The sequence below is a fragment of the Acidocella facilis ATCC 35904 genome (assembly GCF_000687875.1).
Lineage (GTDB): Bacteria > Pseudomonadota > Alphaproteobacteria > Acetobacterales > Acetobacteraceae > Acidocella > Acidocella facilis.
Genome location: NZ_JHYG01000014.1, coordinates 33467 through 50696 on the forward strand (window position 1 = coordinate 33467; position 17230 = coordinate 50696).

Sequence of the window (17230 nt, forward strand, 5' to 3'; positions counted from 1 at the left end):
TCAGCGCCGCGCCAGTTTCAGCGCCGCCAGGGCGGCGAAGGGGTTGTCGGCGTCGATCTCCACCGGTTTTTCCGGCTTGGCGTCGCGCTTGGGCTCGCGGTTCGGGCGCGCAGGCTGGGCGGCTTGGGGATTGCGCTGCGGGGCCGCCTGGTGATGGTCCTGCTTGCGCCGGCCCAGCATCGCCGGGGCGGGCGGGCCGTAATATTTCTCGCTCGCCTCGGCCGCGGGGAAGAGGCGGAAGCCCAGCACGTTCAGGGTCGGGCCCAGCTGCTCCGGCTTCAGCCCCATGCGGCTGCCGAGATTGGGCGGCAGCAAAATCTGGCTCTTGCGCATCAGATAATGCAGCTCGCGGGTGACGCGCTCGACCACGTCCAGACGGATCATGATGTCGCCGGCGCGGACCCAGCCCATCGCCAAAGCGAATTCATTGCTCCAATTCTCCGGCATCGGCGCGCAGACCAGGCCGGGTGTGGGCAGCTCGGGCGGGTTGCGGTCGTACCACACGCCCCAGAAGAGGGCGCGCAGACGCGCCGCGCCGGGCTTCAACGCGGCGGGCAGATACATGGCGAAGCGCCCCATATCGATGCCGAATTTCTTCGCCTCCTGGCGCAGCTCCGGGGTGAAGGGCTCGGGCGGCAGCACGCCACCGGACTCAGAGAGACGATGGACGATGCCGCGCAACGGGGCGGGCGGGTTTTCCATGGCCTTGAGCAGCGCGCCCAGGCGCTTCTCGGTCTCCGCCGCCAGCCAGGCGGCCAGACGGGTCCGGATGCGCTCGCGCGCCAGCCCGTCCAGGAATTCCGAATGCAGTACCTCGACGCCGGGCTTGAGGAATATCTCGGTTTTTTTCAGCCGGGCGATCTTCACCCCGTCCCAGACGAAATGCCGGTCGTCCGAGAGGCTGATCGCCTCGTCGGCGGCGGTTTCGGCCGCCAGGATGCGCCTTGGCATCTCCTGGGCCAGCACCCGCCGGGCGGCGCGCAGCAGGATCTTCTTCTCAGGCCCCTGCGTCGCGGGATCAGGATGGAACAGAAAGCCTTCGATGCGGCCGACCTCATGGCCTTCCACGCTCACCAGACCATCCGGTGCCACGATGGCCTGCAGCTCCTCCGCCTCAGCCTCTTCCAAACGTCTCGTCAAATGTGCCGCCCTCTTATCAACAAACCGGGTCATCAATTTCACATGCAGCGTATCGGATAACCGATCCTCGACCGCCCGGGCCCGCATGGCCCATGTGTCGGCATCCTTCATCCAATCCGCCCGCGCCGTTATATAGGCCCAAACGCGCACGTCCGTCAGCCTCTGCATCAACGTATCGATATCGCCGTCCAGACGATCGAGATTTTCGATCTCGCGGGCGACCCAATCCTCCGGCAGATGCTCCTTGGCCAGTAGGTGGGTGAACACCTTGGCGACCAGCTTGACATGGGTATCGGTGGCGAGTTTGCGGAAATCCGGGATCTGGCAGGCTTCCCAGAGCAGGCGGGTGGCGGCGCGGCCCTGGGCGCGGCGCTGGATGTCGCCATCGCGGGTCAGCGCGTCCAGCGTTTGCACATCCGCCGCCTCGTTGCCGCGCACCAGCCCCTGGCGATTTGAGGGCAAAGTGAGGCTGGCCAGCAGCGCCTGCGGGGAGGCGAAATCCAGCGCGCTGTTGCGCCAGAAAATCTGCTCCAGCTTCTCGAATTCGTGGGACTCCACCTGCTCGGCCACCTCTTCCGAGAGAGGCGGGCAATCGGCCGTGGTGCCGAATGTGCCATCGCGCATGCCGCGCCCGGCGCGCCCGGCGATCTGTGCGACTTCCGAGGGGGTGAGCAGGCGGGGCTGGCGGCCATCGAATTTGCGGATGCCGGCGAAGGCGACATGGTTCACATCCATGTTCAGCCCCATGCCGATCGCATCCGTGGCGACCAGGAAATCCACTTCCTTGTCCTGGTAGAGCGCCACCTGGGCGTTGCGGGTGCGCGGGCTGAGCCGCCCCATCACCACCGCGCAGCCGCCGCGCCGGCGGCGCACCGCCTCGGCGATGGCGTAAACTTCGGCGGCGGAGAAGGCGACGATGGCCGAGCGCGGCGGCAGCCGGGAGAGCTTGGCCGCCCCGGCAAAGGTGAGCTGGGAGAGGCGCGGGCGGGTTTCGATTTCCACCCCCGGCACCAGCCGGCGCATCAGCGGCGCAATGGTGTCGGCGCCCAGAAACATCGTCTCTACCAGGCCGCGCGCGTGCAGCAGACGGTCGGTGAAGACATGGCCGCGGTCAGGGTCGGCGCAGAGCTGGATCTCGTCCACCGCCAGGAATTCCACCTTGCGGTCCAGCGGCATCGCTTCCACCGTGCAGGAGAACCAGCGCGCCCCTGGCGGCACGATCTTTTCCTCGCCGGTGATCAGCGCCACGGCCTTGATGCCTTTGGCTTTCACCATGCGGTCGTAATTCTCGCGGGCGAGCAGGCGCAGCGGGAAGCCGATGATGCCGGTGGCGTGGCTGAGCAGACGCTCGATGGCGAGATGCGTCTTGCCGGTGTTGGTGGGGCCGAGCACGGCCTTCACCCGGGGTTGGAAGCCGGACATGAAATTCAAATGACCGTGCGGGCGCGGCTTTGCAAGCGGGGCCGCTCAGCCGCCCTGGGCGCGGGCGAGGATTTCGCGCACCGCCTTGGCGTCGGGCGCCGCCAGCGCCTGGTTGGCCAGTTCCTCGCAGGCGAGCAGGGTGGTGGCGCGGATGGCCTGTTTTACCAGCGGCACGGCGTTGCCATGCATCGAGAACTGGCGCAGCCCGAGCCCGAGCAGTAAAGCGGTGGCTGCCGGACGCGCCGCCAGCTCTCCGCACAGCGAAACCGGCACGCCGCCGGCGGCGGCGAAGCTGGCGGTGAGATGCAGCAGCCGCAGCACAGCGGGCTCCAGCGGATCATAAAGCTTCACCGCGCCGGGCGAGGAGCGGTCGGCCGCCAGCGTGTACATGGTGAGGTCGTTGCTGCCGATGGCGAAGAATTCCGCATGCTTGGCCATCAAAGGCGCGGCCAGGGCGGCGGCGGGGGTTTCCACCATGATGCCGAGTGGCGGCATCGCCTCGGGCAACGCCACCGCCTTGCGCCGCTTCAGCCGCCGCCAGACTCGGCGCATCACCTCGCGCGTGTCGATGATTTCCTGGGCCACCGTCACCATCGGCAGCATGATCCGTACCGGACCGGCAATGGCGGCGCGCATGATGGCGGCGAGCTGGGTTTCCAGCAGATCCTCGAATTGTAGCAAGGCCCGCACCCCGCGCAGCCCCAGCGCCGGATTCGGCTCAGGATGCTCGGGCAGCAGGCGGGAGAGCACGTCGATCTCCTTGTCCGAGCCCCAATCCAGCAGCCTTATGGTCACCGGCTCGCCATCCATCGCCTCGATGATGTCGCGATAGATGCGAAACTGCGTCTCCTCGTCCGGGGCGCTTTCGCGATTCATGAACATGAATTCGGAGCGCAGCAGCCCGATGCCGCGCGCGCCGGACTCGGCGATCATTTTCAGCTCGAAGGGCAGTTCCAGATTGGCCTGCAGCTCGATCTGCACGCCGCAGCGCGTCTGCGCGGGCAGATGCTGCAGCCGGGCCAGGCTGCGCCGCGCACGGGTCTGCGCGGCGAGCTTTTTGCGCGCCGCATCGAAGCTGGCCTTGCTGGGGTTGAGAATGACATCGCCGGTTTCACCATCGATGATGGCAAAGCAGCCGGGGGCGGCCTTGTCCAGCAGCCCTTCGACGCCGAGCACGGCGGGCAGGCCCAGCGCGCGCAGCATCACCGCCGTATGGCCGTCTAGCCCGCCTTCGGCCGTGACGATGCCGGCGAAGCGCGTCGGCTGGATCAAGGCGGCCTCGGCTGGGCGCAGATCCTGGGCGGTGAGGATGCTCCCTTGCGGCAACCCCTCGAAGGAGCGGAAAGGCTGGCGGGTGAGGTTGCGGATCAGCCGGCGGGCCAGCTCCTGCACCTCGTCCGCGCGGCGGGTGCGGCTGGCCTTGTCGCCACCGGCCTGGCTCATGATCAACGCTGCCTGCGCCTCGGCCTCCTCATGGGCGGCGGCCTCGGCGCCAAGTTCGCCCTCCTGGATGCGCGCCTTGATGCCGCGCATCAGCCGCGAGGCGCCCAGCATGTGCAGATACACATCCAGCAGCGGGGCGATTTCGGCCTGGCTGTCCTTGGGCATCGCCGAGAGGCGGGATTTCAGCTTCTGCAGCTGCTTGCGCGAGCGCGCCACCGCGTCTTCCAGCCGTTCCAGCTCGGCCGGGATCGATTCCGGGGCGGGTTTGTCGCGGCAGATCGTGAGCGCCGGTTCCGCCGCCTCATGCAGCGGGCCAATGGCGATGCCGGCGGAAACCGGCTTGCCCTGCAGCCGCTTCTCCTTGGGCGCGGCGGGCTTTTTAGTCGCTTTCATGGAAGCCGGCCTCGATCAGCGCCGTAATGGCGTCGAGCGCTTCCCGGGCGTCGAATCCCTCGGCGGAGAGGGTGACGGAGCTGCCGATTCCAGCCCCCAGCATCATCAGCCCCATGATCGAGCGGGCGGAGACGGATTGCCCGTCCTTCGCCACTTCCACATTGGCGGAATATTGCTCGGCCAGCGTCACCAGCTTGGCGGCGGCGCGCGCATGCAGGCCGCGCCGGTTGACGATGCCGATTTCGGCGGTGATCACGGAGCCGTCCATTTTATTGTTACTCCGCCGCGTTGCAGGTGGCCGCCGGGGCCTGGGGCTGCAGATCATGGCCGTTGCAAATATATTTCTTGCCGGCCGCCTCGGCGATCTGCACCGTCTCGGCCAGGGTCATCTGGCCGCGGATCTTGGCCAGCTTGACCAGCATCGGCAGGTTCACCCCGCCGAGGATTTCGATGTTGGGCTGCGCGCACATCGACATGGCCAGGTTGGAGGGGGTGCCGCCGAACATGTCAGTGAGCAGGATGACGCCGTCGCCATTATCCACCTCGGCGATGCGTTTGGCGATTTCCGCCTTCTGGCCCTCAAACGCCGCATCGGATTCGATGCAGACGGTCGCCAGCTGCGCCTGTTTGCCGACGACATGCTCCATGGCGTCGCGCATGGCCAGGGCCAATGTGCCATGGGTAACGATAACAAGACCGATCATAGGTTCTCGCTCAGCCCTTCCCCGGATCAACCGAGCCTTCGCGCAGGCTGAGAAATTTCGGCGCTTCCCGGTGCGTGACACCGATCCGCCAGCCCGCCTGGGCCAAAGGAATATTCAATTTTTCGACCATATAAACCGATCTATGTTGTCCACCGGTACATCCGACACAGATTGTTGCATATTTCTTTCCTTCCTGCACGAATCTCGGCAGTAAAAATGTGATGAGGTTCAAAACTTTCTCGAAGTATTCCGCAAAATCAGCGTCTTCTTCGATGAATCTCCCAACTTCCGGGTCCAGCCCTGAAAGTGGTTTCAGATGTGGGACGTAATGCGGATTCTTTAAGAAGCGCGCATCGAAGATCAGATCTGCTTCCGGCGGCAGGCCGACGGCGTAGGAGAAGGAGACCAGCGCCACGGTCAGGCCGGGATTGGTGGCGCCGAAGCGGGCCTCCACCAGATTGCGCAGCTTGGGCAGCGGCAAAGCGGAGGTATCCAGCAGCCAGTCGGCGGCGCGGGCGAGTGGGGCGGTGAGCTCGCGCTCCAGTGCGATGCCCTCGGCGATGGCGCCGGTCTGCGCCAGCGGATGGCGGCGGCGGGTTTCGGAATAGCGGCGCAGCAATACGTTATCGCCGGCGGTTGTATAGACGAGGGACGGGTCCAGCCGGTCATGCTGGCGCAGCTGCTTCAGCGCTTCCAGCACGTTTTCCGCCGAGAAGCCGCGCGAGCGCGCATCCACGCCGATGGCGAGATTCTGCTCGGCTTGGCTGGTGAGGGTCTCCAGCGTGTCCAGCGGCGGGTTGTCCACCGTCTCGAAGCCAAGATCTTCCAGCGTTCTCAGCAGAGAGTTTTTGCCTGCGCCCGAAAGACCGGTGACCAGCACCACCTGCAGCTTCTCGGGCGCCGTGCTCATGCCGCGAAGGCGCCTTTATGCTGGCTCACGCGCCCGCACGCGGCTTCCAGCGCGAGGGCGGCGCGCGCCGCAGCGGAGGGAAAAGAGGCATCGAGCGTGATTTCCGGCAGGTCGAGCTGGGCATGGCGGCGCGGGGCCGGCAGGCGCTCCGCCGGCGCCGCGCTGAGGATCACCGCCAGCCGTAGTTTCGCAGGGGCGACGAAGGGGAGATGAAACAGGCCGAGGCCGCGAACTTCCAGCAAACCGGCCAGGCCCGGTGCGGGGCTTGCCATGCCGTCCTCCACGAGGACCTGATCATCCCCGACCAAGGTAAAGCCCTGGTCAATCAGACGCAGCAACAGGTCGGATTTCCCCGCGCCGGATGGCCCGAGGAGCAGCAAAGCGTCGCCGCCCGGCTGGCTTTGCCGGGCGGCACAGGAGGCGTGCAAAAGCATGGTAACGCGACTGTGGCAAAGTTTGGGCAGACGCGAAAGGCTTGACAGATGAGTGCCAAGCCGCCGTAGCCGCGCGAGGTTACTCCTCCGGCGGCTCGTAGCCTGCGGTTTCCAGCATCGCGCGGTCACAGACCTCGACCAGCGCGGCGCGGTCGAAGCCGTTGAAGGCGGTGCGCAGGCAGGCCCCGTAAGCGCCGAGCTGGCCGATTTCGATCCAGTCGCCCTCCGCCACGTCGCCGGGCAGCAGGAAGGGGCCGTGCATCACATCCAGCGAATCACAGCTCGGGCCGAAAAAGCCGAATGGCATGTCCGGGGCGCCGTGGCTGGCGCGGGCGCGCAGCAGGCGGGTGGGGAAGCGAAAGCGCAGCGCCCCGGCATCCGCGAGGGCGCCATAGACGCCATCATTGATGTAGAGCATCTCGCCACGGCGCAGCTGCACCTGCACGACCACGGAGGCGCCGCCACCCACCAGCGCGCGGCCGGGCTCGGCCCAGAGCTTCAGCCAGGGCATCTCCAGCGCGTCATAGGCGGCGTCGATCTCGGCCATGAAGGCGCCGAGGGGGGGCGGGTCCATGTCCGGATAGGCGACCGGGAAGCCGCCGCCGACATCGAGCACATCCACCCGCACGCCGGCGGCGCGGATCACCTCGCCGGCCAGCTGCATGGCATCGCGCCAGGCCAGCGGGTCCAGGCATTGCGAGCCGACATGGAAGGCGAGGCCAAGCTTGCCCGCCAGCGGTCGGGCGGCGCGCAGGAGAGTGATCGCGCTGTCGATATCCGCACCGAATTTCTTTGACAGATTGATGGCGGCACCGGTCTCGGGCAGGCCGAGGCGGATGAACAGGCCGGGCTTGGTTTCGGGCTTGGCGGTCTCCGGACGGTTCAGCTCATCCATGATCTTGGTGAGCTCGCTCTCCGAATCCAGCACGAAATCGCGCACGCTGTGCAGCATCCAGGCTTCGCGGATGGCCGCACGGGATTTCACCGGGTGCATGAAATGAATCTCCGCACCGGGGAAGAGGCGACGGACCAGTTGCACCTCGGAGATGGAGGCGCAGTCGAAATGGCGGACGCCACCATCCCATACGGCGCGCAGAACAGCCGGTTCCGGGTTGCACTTCACGGCATAGAGCACGTCGCCATTGAAGGCGGTGGCGAAGGAGCGGGTGCTGGCGCTGATCACGTTCGGGCGCACGCAATGCAGCGGCTCCTCGGGGCGCAGCGTTTTGACCATCTCATTGACGGTCGGCAGGAGTTTCACGTCGCCACGGAGCGAGATGTGGCGGTGCAACGGGCCCACGGCCGCGCGGTTTTCGATCAGGCTCATAACGGAAAGTCCCCGGCATGCGACGGCAGGCACTATAGGCCCACCAAAAATTGAAGCGAAAGGAAATCCAGGGAGCGGCAGTGGTTAAAAGCCGTCAACGCCTGAATTCAGACGGTTCGATCAGATGCTGGTCTGAGGACTTCGCATCACGATATTCCGCTCTAAAAGCAACATCAAAACTCTCCCAATTGATCCCGGCTTCCGGGGAAACCGACTCTCGACCTACCAGGATGCGTCTCGTCGTTACTGTACCTGGATTGCCAGGTTCGCGGCACGTGCGATGCATCGGACAAACCCCAAGTGGGGTTGAACGAATAATGCTCTAAGCCATTCGGCTCGGCGCGAGTTATGCTATTTTTGCATGCGAACTAGAAAAGACTGGCGGCATTTTGCCGGCCAATGAATCAGGCCACAACGCGCGGCTGCATCGGGTTGGGTGGGGTGGGCAGGTTCTCCTGTACGGACGCGCTCTGGCGATGGTCGATCGCCATATAGCCGCGGCCCCAGTTGGTTTCGATGAAATCATCCACACCCAGCGCCTGCAGTTTCTTGCGGATCTTGCAGATGAATACATCAATAATTTTCGGGTTCGGCTCGTCCAGCCCGCCATAGAGATGATCGAGAATGGCTTCCTTGCTCAGCACCACGCCTTTGCGTAGAGCGAGGATCTCGGCGATCTGATATTCCTTCTTAGTCAGCGTCACCGGCTTGCCGTTGGCGTAGATCTTCTTCGCGTTCATGTTGATCTCAACCTGGCCGATGCGCAGCGCGTTTTCCTGGAGCCCGCGGGAACGGCGCACGAGATTCTGCACCTTGATGAAAACCTCCTCGTGCGACAGCGCGTCGACGATCAAATCATCGGCTCCGGTCTGCAGCACCCGCAGCCGAACGGCCTCGCTCATGCCGCGGGCGACCGCGATGACCGGCGCGCGCACGCGTGCCAGACGCAGCTTGCGAACCAGTTCCAGGTCACCCAGCCTGGTTTCCGACAAGCGCAGCAGAATGGCGTCGTAATCATAAAACTTGACCAGATCGAGAGCCTCCTCCGGATCGCTGGTCTCGTCGACGATGGCCATGCGCGAGCGGAGAAAGGCAGTAAAAAGATCTTTTTTATTCGATATCGTCTCAAAAGAGAGTATCTTCATGGCTGCCTCCGTTGTGTTCGCCGAACGAATACAACCAAGAGGAGTAATCGTCAATAATTTTATTTAATAATCCATCATGCGTGCAAAAAGTAAGACGAAGTTTATAAAATTGTTAACGTCTGGTTGTGTTTCCCAGGCGTTATAGCGGTAATATGATTTATCAAAGGTTTGCGGACGGTCATTTCAGGCGATGCCTGTGCCAAAAAAACAGCCGCCTTGAGGCGGCCGTCATGAAATTGAGGATAAGCCTCAGCGAGATACATGTCTGTCCGATGCGCCAGCGTCAGGATCAAGGCTGGCGTGGCACGCCCGGAAAAAGCCGTAGCGTTCCAGCGGCGCCGCCATGTTTTCCGATATTTACAGGGGGTTGCCGCGGCGGTTGAGGATGTGGATCTGCGCGCTGGCAGTGGTCTGTTGCGGCTGGCATTGCACCAATAAAGCCGCTGCCGTGTTCTGCCAGGCGGGCGGGATGAAGCCCGCTTCAATCTGCGCCTGGGCCTGGGCGACGAGTTCAGGGTGATCGATCCAGGAGCGGATGAGCGCTTCCGCCGCGCTGAGATCACCGGGGTCGAAATAGCCGCAGAAAGGGCCGCCGGCTTCCGGAATGGCCGAGCTGCCGGAGGCCAGGACCGGTTTGCCGTAACAGAGCGATTCCGTCACCGGCAGGCCCCACCCTTCATAGAAGGATGGGTAGAGGGTGAACAGGCAGTGCTGATAGAGCGCCGCGAGCTGGGTTTCACTGGGTTGATCGACGAACAGGATGCGGCCGTCCAGATAGGCGGAATTCTCCAGCTGCTGCATCAGATCCTTGGTCAACCAGCCTTCCTTGCCGGCAAACACCAGGAGGGGCACGCCATTGGCCGGGGGGGTGTGCAGCAATTGCCGCCAGACTCGCAGCATGCCGCCATGATTCTTGCGCGCCTCGATGGTGCCGACCATCAATATGTACGGGTCGGGCAGCGGGCGTGTCAGCCTCGTGCCGATGATCCGCCCGGCGCCGCCGGGCGGCAGGCGTGATTGTGGCGGAACCCGGCGATGGCGCCGCTCCAGGCTGGCTTGCAGATCCGTCAGCGTGTTCTGGGAGATCGCGAAAATGGCATCGGCGCGGGGCACCTGCTCGTCCAGCCAGAGGGAGAAATCCCGTACCATCGATTGGGTACACCATTCCGGAAACAGATCCGGGATCATGTCATGCGCGAACAGGCCAAGGCGCGCCCCTGCGGCGGTCAGGCTGTTGAGAAAGCCCGGTGCGTAGGGGCGCTCCCAGGAGGCGCCGAGATGGATCAGCCAATCGCCAGCACCAAGGGTGATTGGTGGTGTGTCCGGGGCAGGCGAGGGCGTCGTCGTTGGGGGTGTCGGCGCCGTCGGGCTGAGTGTTGCAAAGGCCGCCCGCGCCAGGGCTTTGAGCGCGGCGGTACCGGCCAGGCCTGCCCGATACAGTTCGCCAAGCGGCAGTCGGTAGGCCGGCGGCAGGCGGCGCGCCGCTTGGTATAGGCGTCCGGGTTTCGGTGCTTTGGCGGTGGGCGAGGGTGGTGTCATTTCCGGGGCGGGTGGTTCCTGCTCCGCCGTGGCGCGGATACGTGCTTCCAAAGCCGCGAAATCCACCGCCAGCAGACGGGTGCCGCGCTCATTGCGCCGGCAGAAGCCGATATCGAAGCTGCTGCCTTGGAGTTGGGCGGCGGCGGCGCAGGTTTCGAAGCTGAAGCGCTGGATCCCGGTGGGACGGCGCGCGCTTTGGAAGAAATTGATCAGGTCTTCGACATCGAACCAGATGGTCATTGTTCCGCCCCTCGGATTTGGTTTCACATTAGTATCGTTTTGGTAAATTATCTATCCCAGCTTGTCGTGCGTGCTGACCTATCCGGCCATTGCGCCGGCCATCGCGGCCCGGTAATTTGCCGGTCATGACGAAAAATTTGGCGCGTGGCTTGGTTGTGGCGTTTTGCTTGGGCGGTCTGGCGCAGGCGGCGGAGTTGCCGTCCCGCGCGGCGGGGCTGTGGCAGAGCACAACCAACGTGACCGGCCCGGGCGGCGCGCCGATGGCGAATGCCCAAGGCGTGGTGACGCTGACCTGCGTGGACCCGGCGACTGACCGGAAATTCCTGCTTTCCGGCCAGAGCCGCTGCAGCCAGCTCAGCATCACCGGCTCCGGCGCGGCCTACACGATTTCGGGCACCTGCGTGCAGCCGGCCGGGACCGTGAAGATCCATGAGACGCTGACCTATGACAGCAATAAATCCGTGCAGCTGAAGGCGGATTTCAGCACCAGCTCGGGTGAGATGTCGATGGTCTCCGATCTGCAATGGCAGGGCCCGTGTCCGGCCGGGATGGCGCCGGGGGATGAGGGCAGCATGCGCGACGGCGTCTTCGTCAAAGCGGGCAATATCAACGACCACGCGCCTTGAGCGGACAGGCCGGTCGGGGCTCGTTCAGCCGTCCGGATTTCGGGCGGCTCGGCATCATGGCGGTTCTGGGGTTTTCCTCCGGCCTGCCCTGGGCGCTCTCCGGGCCGACCCTGCGCTACTGGATGTCCGGCGAGCACGTGCCGCTGGGGATGATCGGGCTGACGGCGAATATCGGCTTGGCCTATCTGCTGAAATTCGTCTGGGCGCCGTTTTTCGATGAGGCGAAACCGTTTTTCTTCGGGCGGCGGCGCGGCTGGTTGATCCCGGTGCAGATCGCGCTGGCGCTCGCCATCGCGGCGCTGGCGCTGAGCGATCCGGGGCAGGATATCTGGTTGACGCTGGGGCTGGGGGCGCTGGTGGCGTTTCTCTCCGCCAGCCAGGACATCATCATCGATGCCTGGCGCATCGAGGCGTTTGCGCCGAACCTGCAAGGCGCGGCTTTGGCCTGCGAGGTCTGGGGCTGGCGGGTGGCCTATCAGGTTTCGAATGCCGGGGTGATCGCGCTCTCCATCGGGCTGGGCTGGCATGGGGCGTTCGGGCTGATGGCGGTGCTGGCACTGCTGGGGCCGCTGGCGGTGCTGTTCGCACCGGAGCCGCAAGTGGCGCGGGAGGCGCATCCGGCCGGGCTGGCGTCGCGCTTCACCCAGGCGGTGCGCGAGCCATTGCAGGAGTTTCTCGGCCGGCGCGGGATTGCGGTGATCATCGGCTTCATCGTGCTGTTCCGGCTCGGCGGCGCGCTGGGCGGGACGATGCTGGCCCCCTATTATACCGCTCTGGGGTTCGATCGCGCCCATATCGCGGTGGCGAACGGGCCGTTATCGCTGGTCTGCGGCATTGCCGGCACCGGGTTGGGTGGCTTGCTGGTGATGCGGATCGGCGTCGGGCGGGCGCTGCTGTTCACCGCCTTGCTGCAGGTGGCCGCGCTCTGCCTCTACCCGGTCTTGGGGCTGTATCCGCATTTGCCCTATATTCTGCTGATCATCTCGGCCGTGGAGGCGTTCACCGACGCGTTTTCGGATACCGCCTTCCTCTCTTATCTGTCTGGCCTGTGTCACCCGGAGCATACCGCCACGCAATATGCGCTGCTCTCCTCGCTGGCGCCGCTGGCGCTGCATACCATCGCCGGCGCTTCCGGCTTCCTGGCGGCGCGCACCGGGCTGGTGAGCTTCTTCGTCATCTGCGCCTTCGCGGCATTGCCCGGCATCGCGCTGCTGCTGGTGATTTTGCGCCTCTATCCGCCGAAGGAAACCCGGCTCAAAGCAGTCTGAGCTTGTCGCCGGGGCGGATTTCGCCGCCCTTGGTCACTTCCGCGAAAATCCCCAGCTCGATATGGCCGAAATGGGTCCGCAACTCCTTCACCGGGTTGGCGTCGCGCGCGGCGGTGTCCGGGTTGACCATGGTGGCGGCGCAGCGATCGATGCGCTCCTGCACCACCATCTCCACCTCGCCGATGGCCAAAGTGCGGCCGAGCCAGGTGAATTCCTCCCAGGGTTTGGTACCCTCCAGATAGAGATTGGCGCGGAAGCGGCGGGCCTCGCGCGGGGCGCCGACGGCCTCTTCCAATGCGGCCAGGGAGGCTTTGCCGATCAGGCTGATCACCTGGGTCTTGTGGTCACAGAAACTATGGCCGGGGAAGAAATGGAAGCGTGGCGCCTGGCCCTCGCTGCCATAGCGCGTCTCCTCGCCCAGGAAGGCGGTGAAATAGGCGGTGAGGGCGGCCTGGCCGTCCGGGGTGAGCGGCGAGGCAGTAAGGGGGCCGTCCGGGCCTTCGATATGCAGCATCTTGGTGGCGTCGTCGAAGCGCGTCCGCAGCAAGGCGGCTTTGGGGTTCTTGGCCAGGCACATGAAATTCATCTTGGAGATCCAGGCCGGGTTCGCCTCGTCCAGCACAGCGTCGCCCTGTTTCAGCGCGAAGGCCCGGTCCCAGGGGATGCAGCGCCCTGGCGAGAGCTGGGCGGCGGTCAGAATCTCCGGGGTCAGGCCCTTGACCGGGTAGCGATAGAGTGAAGCGATGTGCATTGAATGACCCCAAAAATCCACTTGAGACAGATCATGGCGTCGCCCATATTGGGTTGGCAAGGTCGCGTTGCCTATTGAGGGGCGGGACCTGAACGTTGCCTGGGATGCAGGGACGATGAAGGAGCAAAAAGATGGATTTTGAGAAATTCACCGAGCGTGCGCGGGGCTTCATACAAGCGGCGCAGACCATCGCGATGCGTGAATATAACCAGCAGATCACGCCAGAGCACCTACTGAAGGCGTTTCTGGACGATGAGGAAGGCGCGGCCAGCGGGCTGGTCCGCATTGCCGGGGGCGATCCGCAGGCGGCCAAGCAGGCGGTGGATGCCGCCGTGGCGAAATTGCCGAAAGTGCAGGGGGCCGGGGCTGGCCAGCCGAATGTGACGCCGGATCTGGTGCGCGTGCTCGATGCCGCCCAGCAGGCGGCGCAGAAGGCGGGCGACAGCTTCGTGGCGCAGGACCGGATGCTGGTGGCGCTGGCCGCAGGCGAGACTGCCGCCGCCCGCGCCTTGAAGACCGCCGGCGTTTCCGCCCAGGCGCTGGAGAAGGCGGTGGCCGATATGCGCAAGGGCCGCAAGGTGGACAGCGCCACGGCCGAGCAGCAATTCGACGCGCTGAAGAAATACGCCAAGGACGTGACCCAACTGGCGCGCGAGCAGAAGCTCGACCCGGTGATCGGCCGCGACGAGGAGATCCGCCGCGCCATCCAGGTGCTGGCACGGCGCACCAAGAACAACCCGGTGCTGATCGGCGAGCCAGGCGTGGGCAAGACCGCCATCGTCGAGGGGCTGGCGCTGCGCATCGTCAATGGCGATGTGCCAGAGAGCCTGCGCAATAAGCGCGTGCTGGCGCTGGATCTCGGCGCGCTGGTGGCGGGTGCGAAATTTCGCGGCGAGTTCGAGGAGCGGCTGAAAGCCGTGCTGAAGGAGATCGAGTCCGCCGAAGGCGAGATCATCCTGTTCATCGATGAGATGCATACGCTGGTCGGCGCCGGCAAGTCCGATGGCGCGATGGATGCCTCCAACCTGCTCAAGCCTGAGCTGGCCCGCGGCGCGCTGCATTGCGTCGGCGCCACCACGCTCGATGAATATCGCAAATATGTGGAGAAGGACGCCGCCCTGGCGCGGCGCTTCCAGCCGGTGTTCGTAAGTGAGCCGAGTGTTGCCGACACCATCTCCATCCTGCGCGGCATCAAGGAGAAATACGAGCTGCATCATGGCGTGCGCATCGCGGACAACGCTTTGGTTGCCGCCGCGACACTCTCCAACCGCTACATCACCGACCGGTTCCTGCCGGACAAGGCGATCGACCTGGTGGATGAGGCGGCCTCGCGCCTGCGCATGCAGGTGGACAGCAAGCCCGAGGCGCTGGACGAGCTGGACCGCCGGCTGATCCAGCTGAAAATCGAGCGTGAGGCGCTGAAGAAAGAGACCGACCCGGCTTCGCGCGACCGGCTGGAGAAGCTGGAATTCGAGCTGGGCGAGCTGGAAGAGCGCTCCGCCGAGATGACCGCCAAATGGCAGGCCGAGAAGGCGCAGCTCACCGACGTGCAGAAGGTGAAGGAGCAGCTTGAGCAGGCCCGCAACGAGGTGGAGCTGGCGCAGCGTAAGGGGGATCTCGGCAAGGCTTCCGAGCTGCTCTATGGCCGCATCCCCGAGCTGGAGAAGCAGTTGGCTGCCCAGCAGGACGGGCAGATGGTGAATGACGCGGTGACGGAAGATTCCATAGCCGCCGTCGTCTCCCGCTGGACCGGTGTGCCGGTGGAGAAGATGCTGGAGGGCGAGCGCGCCAAGCTCTTGCGCATGGAGGATGATCTGCGCCACCGGGTGGTGGGGCAGGAGGCGGCTTTGGTCGCGGTCTCCAACGCCGTGCGCCGGGCGCGCGCCGGGCTGCAGGACCCGAACCGGCCGATCGGCTCCTTCCTGTTCCTCGGCCCCACCGGTGTCGGCAAGACCGAGCTGACCAAGGCGCTGGCGGAGTTCCTGTTCGACGATGAGCGGGCAATGGTGCGCATCGATATGAGCGAGTTCATGGAGAAGCATGCTGTCTCCCGGCTGATCGGCGCGCCGCCGGGCTATGTCGGCTATGATGAGGGCGGCGTGCTGACCGAGGCGGTGCGGCGGCGGCCTTATCAGGTCGTGTTGTTCGACGAGGTGGAGAAGGCGCATGAGGACGTGTTCAACGTGCTGCTGCAGGTGCTCGATGATGGCCGGCTGACGGACGGCCAGGGGCGCACGGTGGATTTCAAGAACACCATCAACGTGCTGACCTCCAATCTCGGCTCGGACATTCTGGCGGCGCAGACCGAGGGCGAGGATGTGCGCCTGGCCGAAGCCGGGGTGATGGCGCGGGTGCGCGAGCATTTCCGCCCGGAATTCCTCAACCGCCTGGATGAGATCGTGCTGTTCGGCCGGTTGCAGCGTGCGGATATGGGGGCGATTGTCTCGATCCAGCTGAAACGGCTGGAGGCGCTGCTGGCGGAGCGCAATATCCGGCTGGAGCTGGACCAGTCCGCGCGGGATTGGCTGGCCGAGGCGGGGTATGACCCGGTCTACGGTGCGCGACCGCTGAAGCGCGTGATCCAACGCAACCTGCAGAACCCGCTGGCCGGGCTGATCCTGGAAGGGGCGGTGAAGGATGGAGAGAGCGTGAAAGTGTCCGGCTCGCCGGATGGTTTAGTGATCGGCGGTCATCTCGCCGAAGCGGCTTAAGTGCTAGGCTCCCCGGAAGGTTATATTTCCGGGGAGTTTTTATGTCCGACACCGCGCTGCTCGTCATTGACGTTCAAAATATTTACGCCATGCCCGACTCGCCGCTCTGCGTGCCGGGCATCCAGGCGTCGCTGAGTCGGATCAACCAGCTGATCGAGGCATTCGGCGCGGCCGGCAAGCCGGTGATCTATGTACGCCATGTTCACCGCGCGGACGGGCGCGACGCTGGGCGGATGTTTGATTTCGGCGGTACAGCTGAGCCGGTAAGTTTCGTCGAAGATACACCCGAGGCCGATTATGTGGACGGGTTGAAGCAGTTGCCGGCGGCGCTGCATATCACCAAGCACCGCTATTCATGCTTCGAGGGCACCGCGCTGGAGCCCATTCTGCGCAGTCTGAACGTCAGCCACGTGGCGATCTGTGGTTATATGACAAATTTCTGCTGTGAAACCACGGCCCGTGCTGCGCATGACAAGGATTACTTCGTGGATTTCATCGCCGATGCGACGGGGGCGCCGGATCTCGGAGCGGATTACCGCCAGGAGGCGATCATTCAGGCGGTGACCGCGACGCTGGGGGCGGGCTTTGCCCGGATTTTCACGACGCAGGATTATCTCGAAGCTATGCGTTGAACGCATATCTATTTTTTTGAAAGATTTTCCGGGGATTTATACCGCGGGTCGAGAGGGAGGTGAGGGAAAGCCTGGGATTTTCGGGGTTTTCGGGGCTGATGAAGGTGCGTTGACAGTTGCGGTGTGTCGGCGTTAGAAGCCCCTCCACCGACGGGCGCTGCGGACTTGATCTGAGGCGCTTGGACGGGTAGATTGGATGGCCTTGCTACGAACCTTTTGGTTCGCAGGTTGAGATTTTCCTCTCTAGCTCTTTGACAATTGCATAGGCTGGGAAGGGATACGCTGGTGGCGTTTCTGGTTCGGGGTTTACTCCGAGCTGCTGGGTGATTTGTTTCATCTGGGTGATGATATGAGGGACGGGTTAAGTTCTGTTTTTACCTCTGTCGTTTTGGAAGCGTGGCTGGAGTATTTCTTTTGAAATTACGTACAGAAACGCTTCGAATATTCTTGGTCTTAGGACTGAGGAACGACATGTTTGAGCAGGGCTTTTTTCATTTATATTTAGTGCCGGTTAGGCGCTGGGTAGGATGAACTTGAGAGTTTGA

At 64.3% G+C, this 17230-nt stretch carries 15 protein-coding genes; 4 read left to right on the plus strand and 11 right to left on the minus strand.

Features of this window, described 5'->3' with window-relative positions:
• The 10 genes from T331_RS0114460 to T331_RS0114500 form a co-directional block, all read right to left on the minus strand.
• Positions 1 to 2562: a helicase-related protein gene (locus tag T331_RS0114460; RefSeq protein WP_026440539.1), complete on the minus strand. Its 2562-nt coding sequence runs from the start codon at positions 2560 to 2562 to the stop codon at positions 1 to 3.
• A 45-nt stretch (positions 2563 to 2607) separates the two neighbouring features.
• Positions 2608 to 4398 carry a phosphoenolpyruvate--protein phosphotransferase gene (gene ptsP, locus T331_RS0114465; protein ID WP_026440540.1) on the minus strand — a complete coding sequence of 597 codons (1791 nt, stop codon included), beginning with the start codon at positions 4396 to 4398 and terminating at the stop codon, positions 2608 to 2610.
• Positions 4385 to 4666: an HPr family phosphocarrier protein gene (locus T331_RS0114470; RefSeq protein WP_008495236.1), complete on the minus strand. Its 282-nt coding sequence runs from the start codon at positions 4664 to 4666 to the stop codon at positions 4385 to 4387. The genes ptsP and T331_RS0114470 overlap by 14 nt, the downstream gene beginning before the upstream one ends.
• A 7-nt stretch (positions 4667 to 4673) precedes the next feature.
• Positions 4674 to 5102, minus strand: coding sequence for a PTS sugar transporter subunit IIA (locus T331_RS0114475; RefSeq protein WP_008495237.1), 429 nt, complete (start codon positions 5100 to 5102; stop codon positions 4674 to 4676).
• Between the two features lie 10 nt (positions 5103 to 5112).
• Positions 5113 to 6012 (minus strand): RNase adapter RapZ, encoded by a 900-nt coding sequence (gene rapZ / locus T331_RS0114480; protein WP_026440541.1) that lies wholly within the window; start codon positions 6010 to 6012, stop codon positions 5113 to 5115.
• Positions 6009 to 6446: an HPr kinase/phosphorylase gene (locus tag T331_RS0114485; protein WP_026440542.1), complete on the minus strand. Its 438-nt coding sequence runs from the start codon at positions 6444 to 6446 to the stop codon at positions 6009 to 6011. Before T331_RS0114485 ends, rapZ begins: the two co-directional genes overlap by 4 nt.
• A gap of 79 nt (positions 6447 to 6525) precedes the next feature.
• On the minus strand, positions 6526 to 7773 hold the full coding sequence (locus T331_RS0114490) for a type III PLP-dependent enzyme (protein ID WP_026440543.1): 1248 nt from the start codon (positions 7771 to 7773) through the stop codon (positions 6526 to 6528).
• Between the two features lie 404 nt (positions 7774 to 8177).
• Positions 8178 to 8918, minus strand: a complete 741-nt coding sequence (locus tag T331_RS0114495) for a response regulator transcription factor (RefSeq protein WP_026440544.1) — start codon at positions 8916 to 8918, stop codon at positions 8178 to 8180.
• Positions 8919 to 9019: 101 nt separating this feature from the next.
• Positions 9020 to 9211 carry a hypothetical protein gene (locus T331_RS20015; protein WP_144052815.1) on the minus strand — a complete coding sequence of 64 codons (192 nt, stop codon included), beginning with the start codon at positions 9209 to 9211 and terminating at the stop codon, positions 9020 to 9022.
• A 64-nt stretch (positions 9212 to 9275) separates the two neighbouring features.
• The gene (locus T331_RS0114500) at positions 9276 to 10697 is read right to left on the minus strand and encodes a glycosyltransferase family 4 protein (RefSeq protein ID WP_026440545.1); all 1422 of its coding nucleotides are present in this window, start codon (positions 10695 to 10697) and stop codon (positions 9276 to 9278) included.
• 155 nt (positions 10698 to 10852) lie between these two features.
• On the opposite strand from T331_RS0114500, the gene T331_RS0114505 reads away from it, so the two are divergent.
• The gene (locus T331_RS0114505) at positions 10853 to 11323 is read left to right on the plus strand and encodes a DUF3617 domain-containing protein (protein ID WP_211248736.1); all 471 of its coding nucleotides are present in this window, start codon (positions 10853 to 10855) and stop codon (positions 11321 to 11323) included.
• Positions 11320 to 12591, plus strand: a complete 1272-nt coding sequence (locus tag T331_RS0114510) for an AmpG family muropeptide MFS transporter (RefSeq protein ID WP_026440547.1) — start codon at positions 11320 to 11322, stop codon at positions 12589 to 12591. Before T331_RS0114505 ends, T331_RS0114510 begins: the two co-directional genes overlap by 4 nt.
• Here the strand turns inward: T331_RS0114510 and T331_RS0114515 are convergent.
• Positions 12578 to 13342 (minus strand): MOSC domain-containing protein, encoded by a 765-nt coding sequence (locus tag T331_RS0114515; protein ID WP_026440548.1) that lies wholly within the window; start codon positions 13340 to 13342, stop codon positions 12578 to 12580. The genes T331_RS0114510 and T331_RS0114515 overlap by 14 nt on opposite strands.
• A gap of 131 nt (positions 13343 to 13473) precedes the next feature.
• Between T331_RS0114515 and clpB the strand changes: the two genes are divergently transcribed.
• Complete coding sequence (gene clpB, locus T331_RS0114520; RefSeq protein ID WP_026440549.1) at positions 13474 to 16053, plus strand: ATP-dependent chaperone ClpB; 2580 nt, start codon at positions 13474 to 13476, stop codon at positions 16051 to 16053.
• Between the two features lie 41 nt (positions 16054 to 16094).
• The gene (locus T331_RS18505) at positions 16095 to 16685 is read left to right on the plus strand and encodes a cysteine hydrolase family protein (protein WP_051622402.1); all 591 of its coding nucleotides are present in this window, start codon (positions 16095 to 16097) and stop codon (positions 16683 to 16685) included.
• The last annotated feature ends 545 nt before the right edge of the window (positions 16686 to 17230 follow it).

Coding starts and splice junctions, on each gene's coding strand:
- T331_RS0114460 (WP_026440539.1), bottom strand. CDS start 2,562: ATGTCCGGCTTCCAACCCCGGGTGAAGGCCGTGCTCGGCCCCACCAAC.
- ptsP (WP_026440540.1), bottom strand. CDS start 4,398: ATGAAAGCGACTAAAAAGCCCGCCGCGCCCAAGGAGAAGCGGCTGCAG.
- T331_RS0114470 (WP_008495236.1), bottom strand. CDS start 4,666: ATGGACGGCTCCGTGATCACCGCCGAAATCGGCATCGTCAACCGGCGC.
- T331_RS0114475 (WP_008495237.1), bottom strand. CDS start 5,102: ATGATCGGTCTTGTTATCGTTACCCATGGCACATTGGCCCTGGCCATG.
- rapZ (WP_026440541.1), bottom strand. CDS start 6,012: ATGAGCACGGCGCCCGAGAAGCTGCAGGTGGTGCTGGTCACCGGTCTT.
- T331_RS0114485 (WP_026440542.1), bottom strand. CDS start 6,446: ATGCTTTTGCACGCCTCCTGTGCCGCCCGGCAAAGCCAGCCGGGCGGC.
- T331_RS0114490 (WP_026440543.1), bottom strand. CDS start 7,773: ATGAGCCTGATCGAAAACCGCGCGGCCGTGGGCCCGTTGCACCGCCAC.
- T331_RS0114495 (WP_026440544.1), bottom strand. CDS start 8,918: ATGAAGATACTCTCTTTTGAGACGATATCGAATAAAAAAGATCTTTTT.
- T331_RS0114500 (WP_026440545.1), bottom strand. CDS start 10,697: ATGACCATCTGGTTCGATGTCGAAGACCTGATCAATTTCTTCCAAAGC.
- T331_RS0114515 (WP_026440548.1), bottom strand. CDS start 13,342: ATGCACATCGCTTCACTCTATCGCTACCCGGTCAAGGGCCTGACCCCG.
- clpB (WP_026440549.1), top strand. CDS start 13,474: ATGGATTTTGAGAAATTCACCGAGCGTGCGCGGGGCTTCATACAAGCG.
- T331_RS18505 (WP_051622402.1), top strand. CDS start 16,095: ATGTCCGACACCGCGCTGCTCGTCATTGACGTTCAAAATATTTACGCC.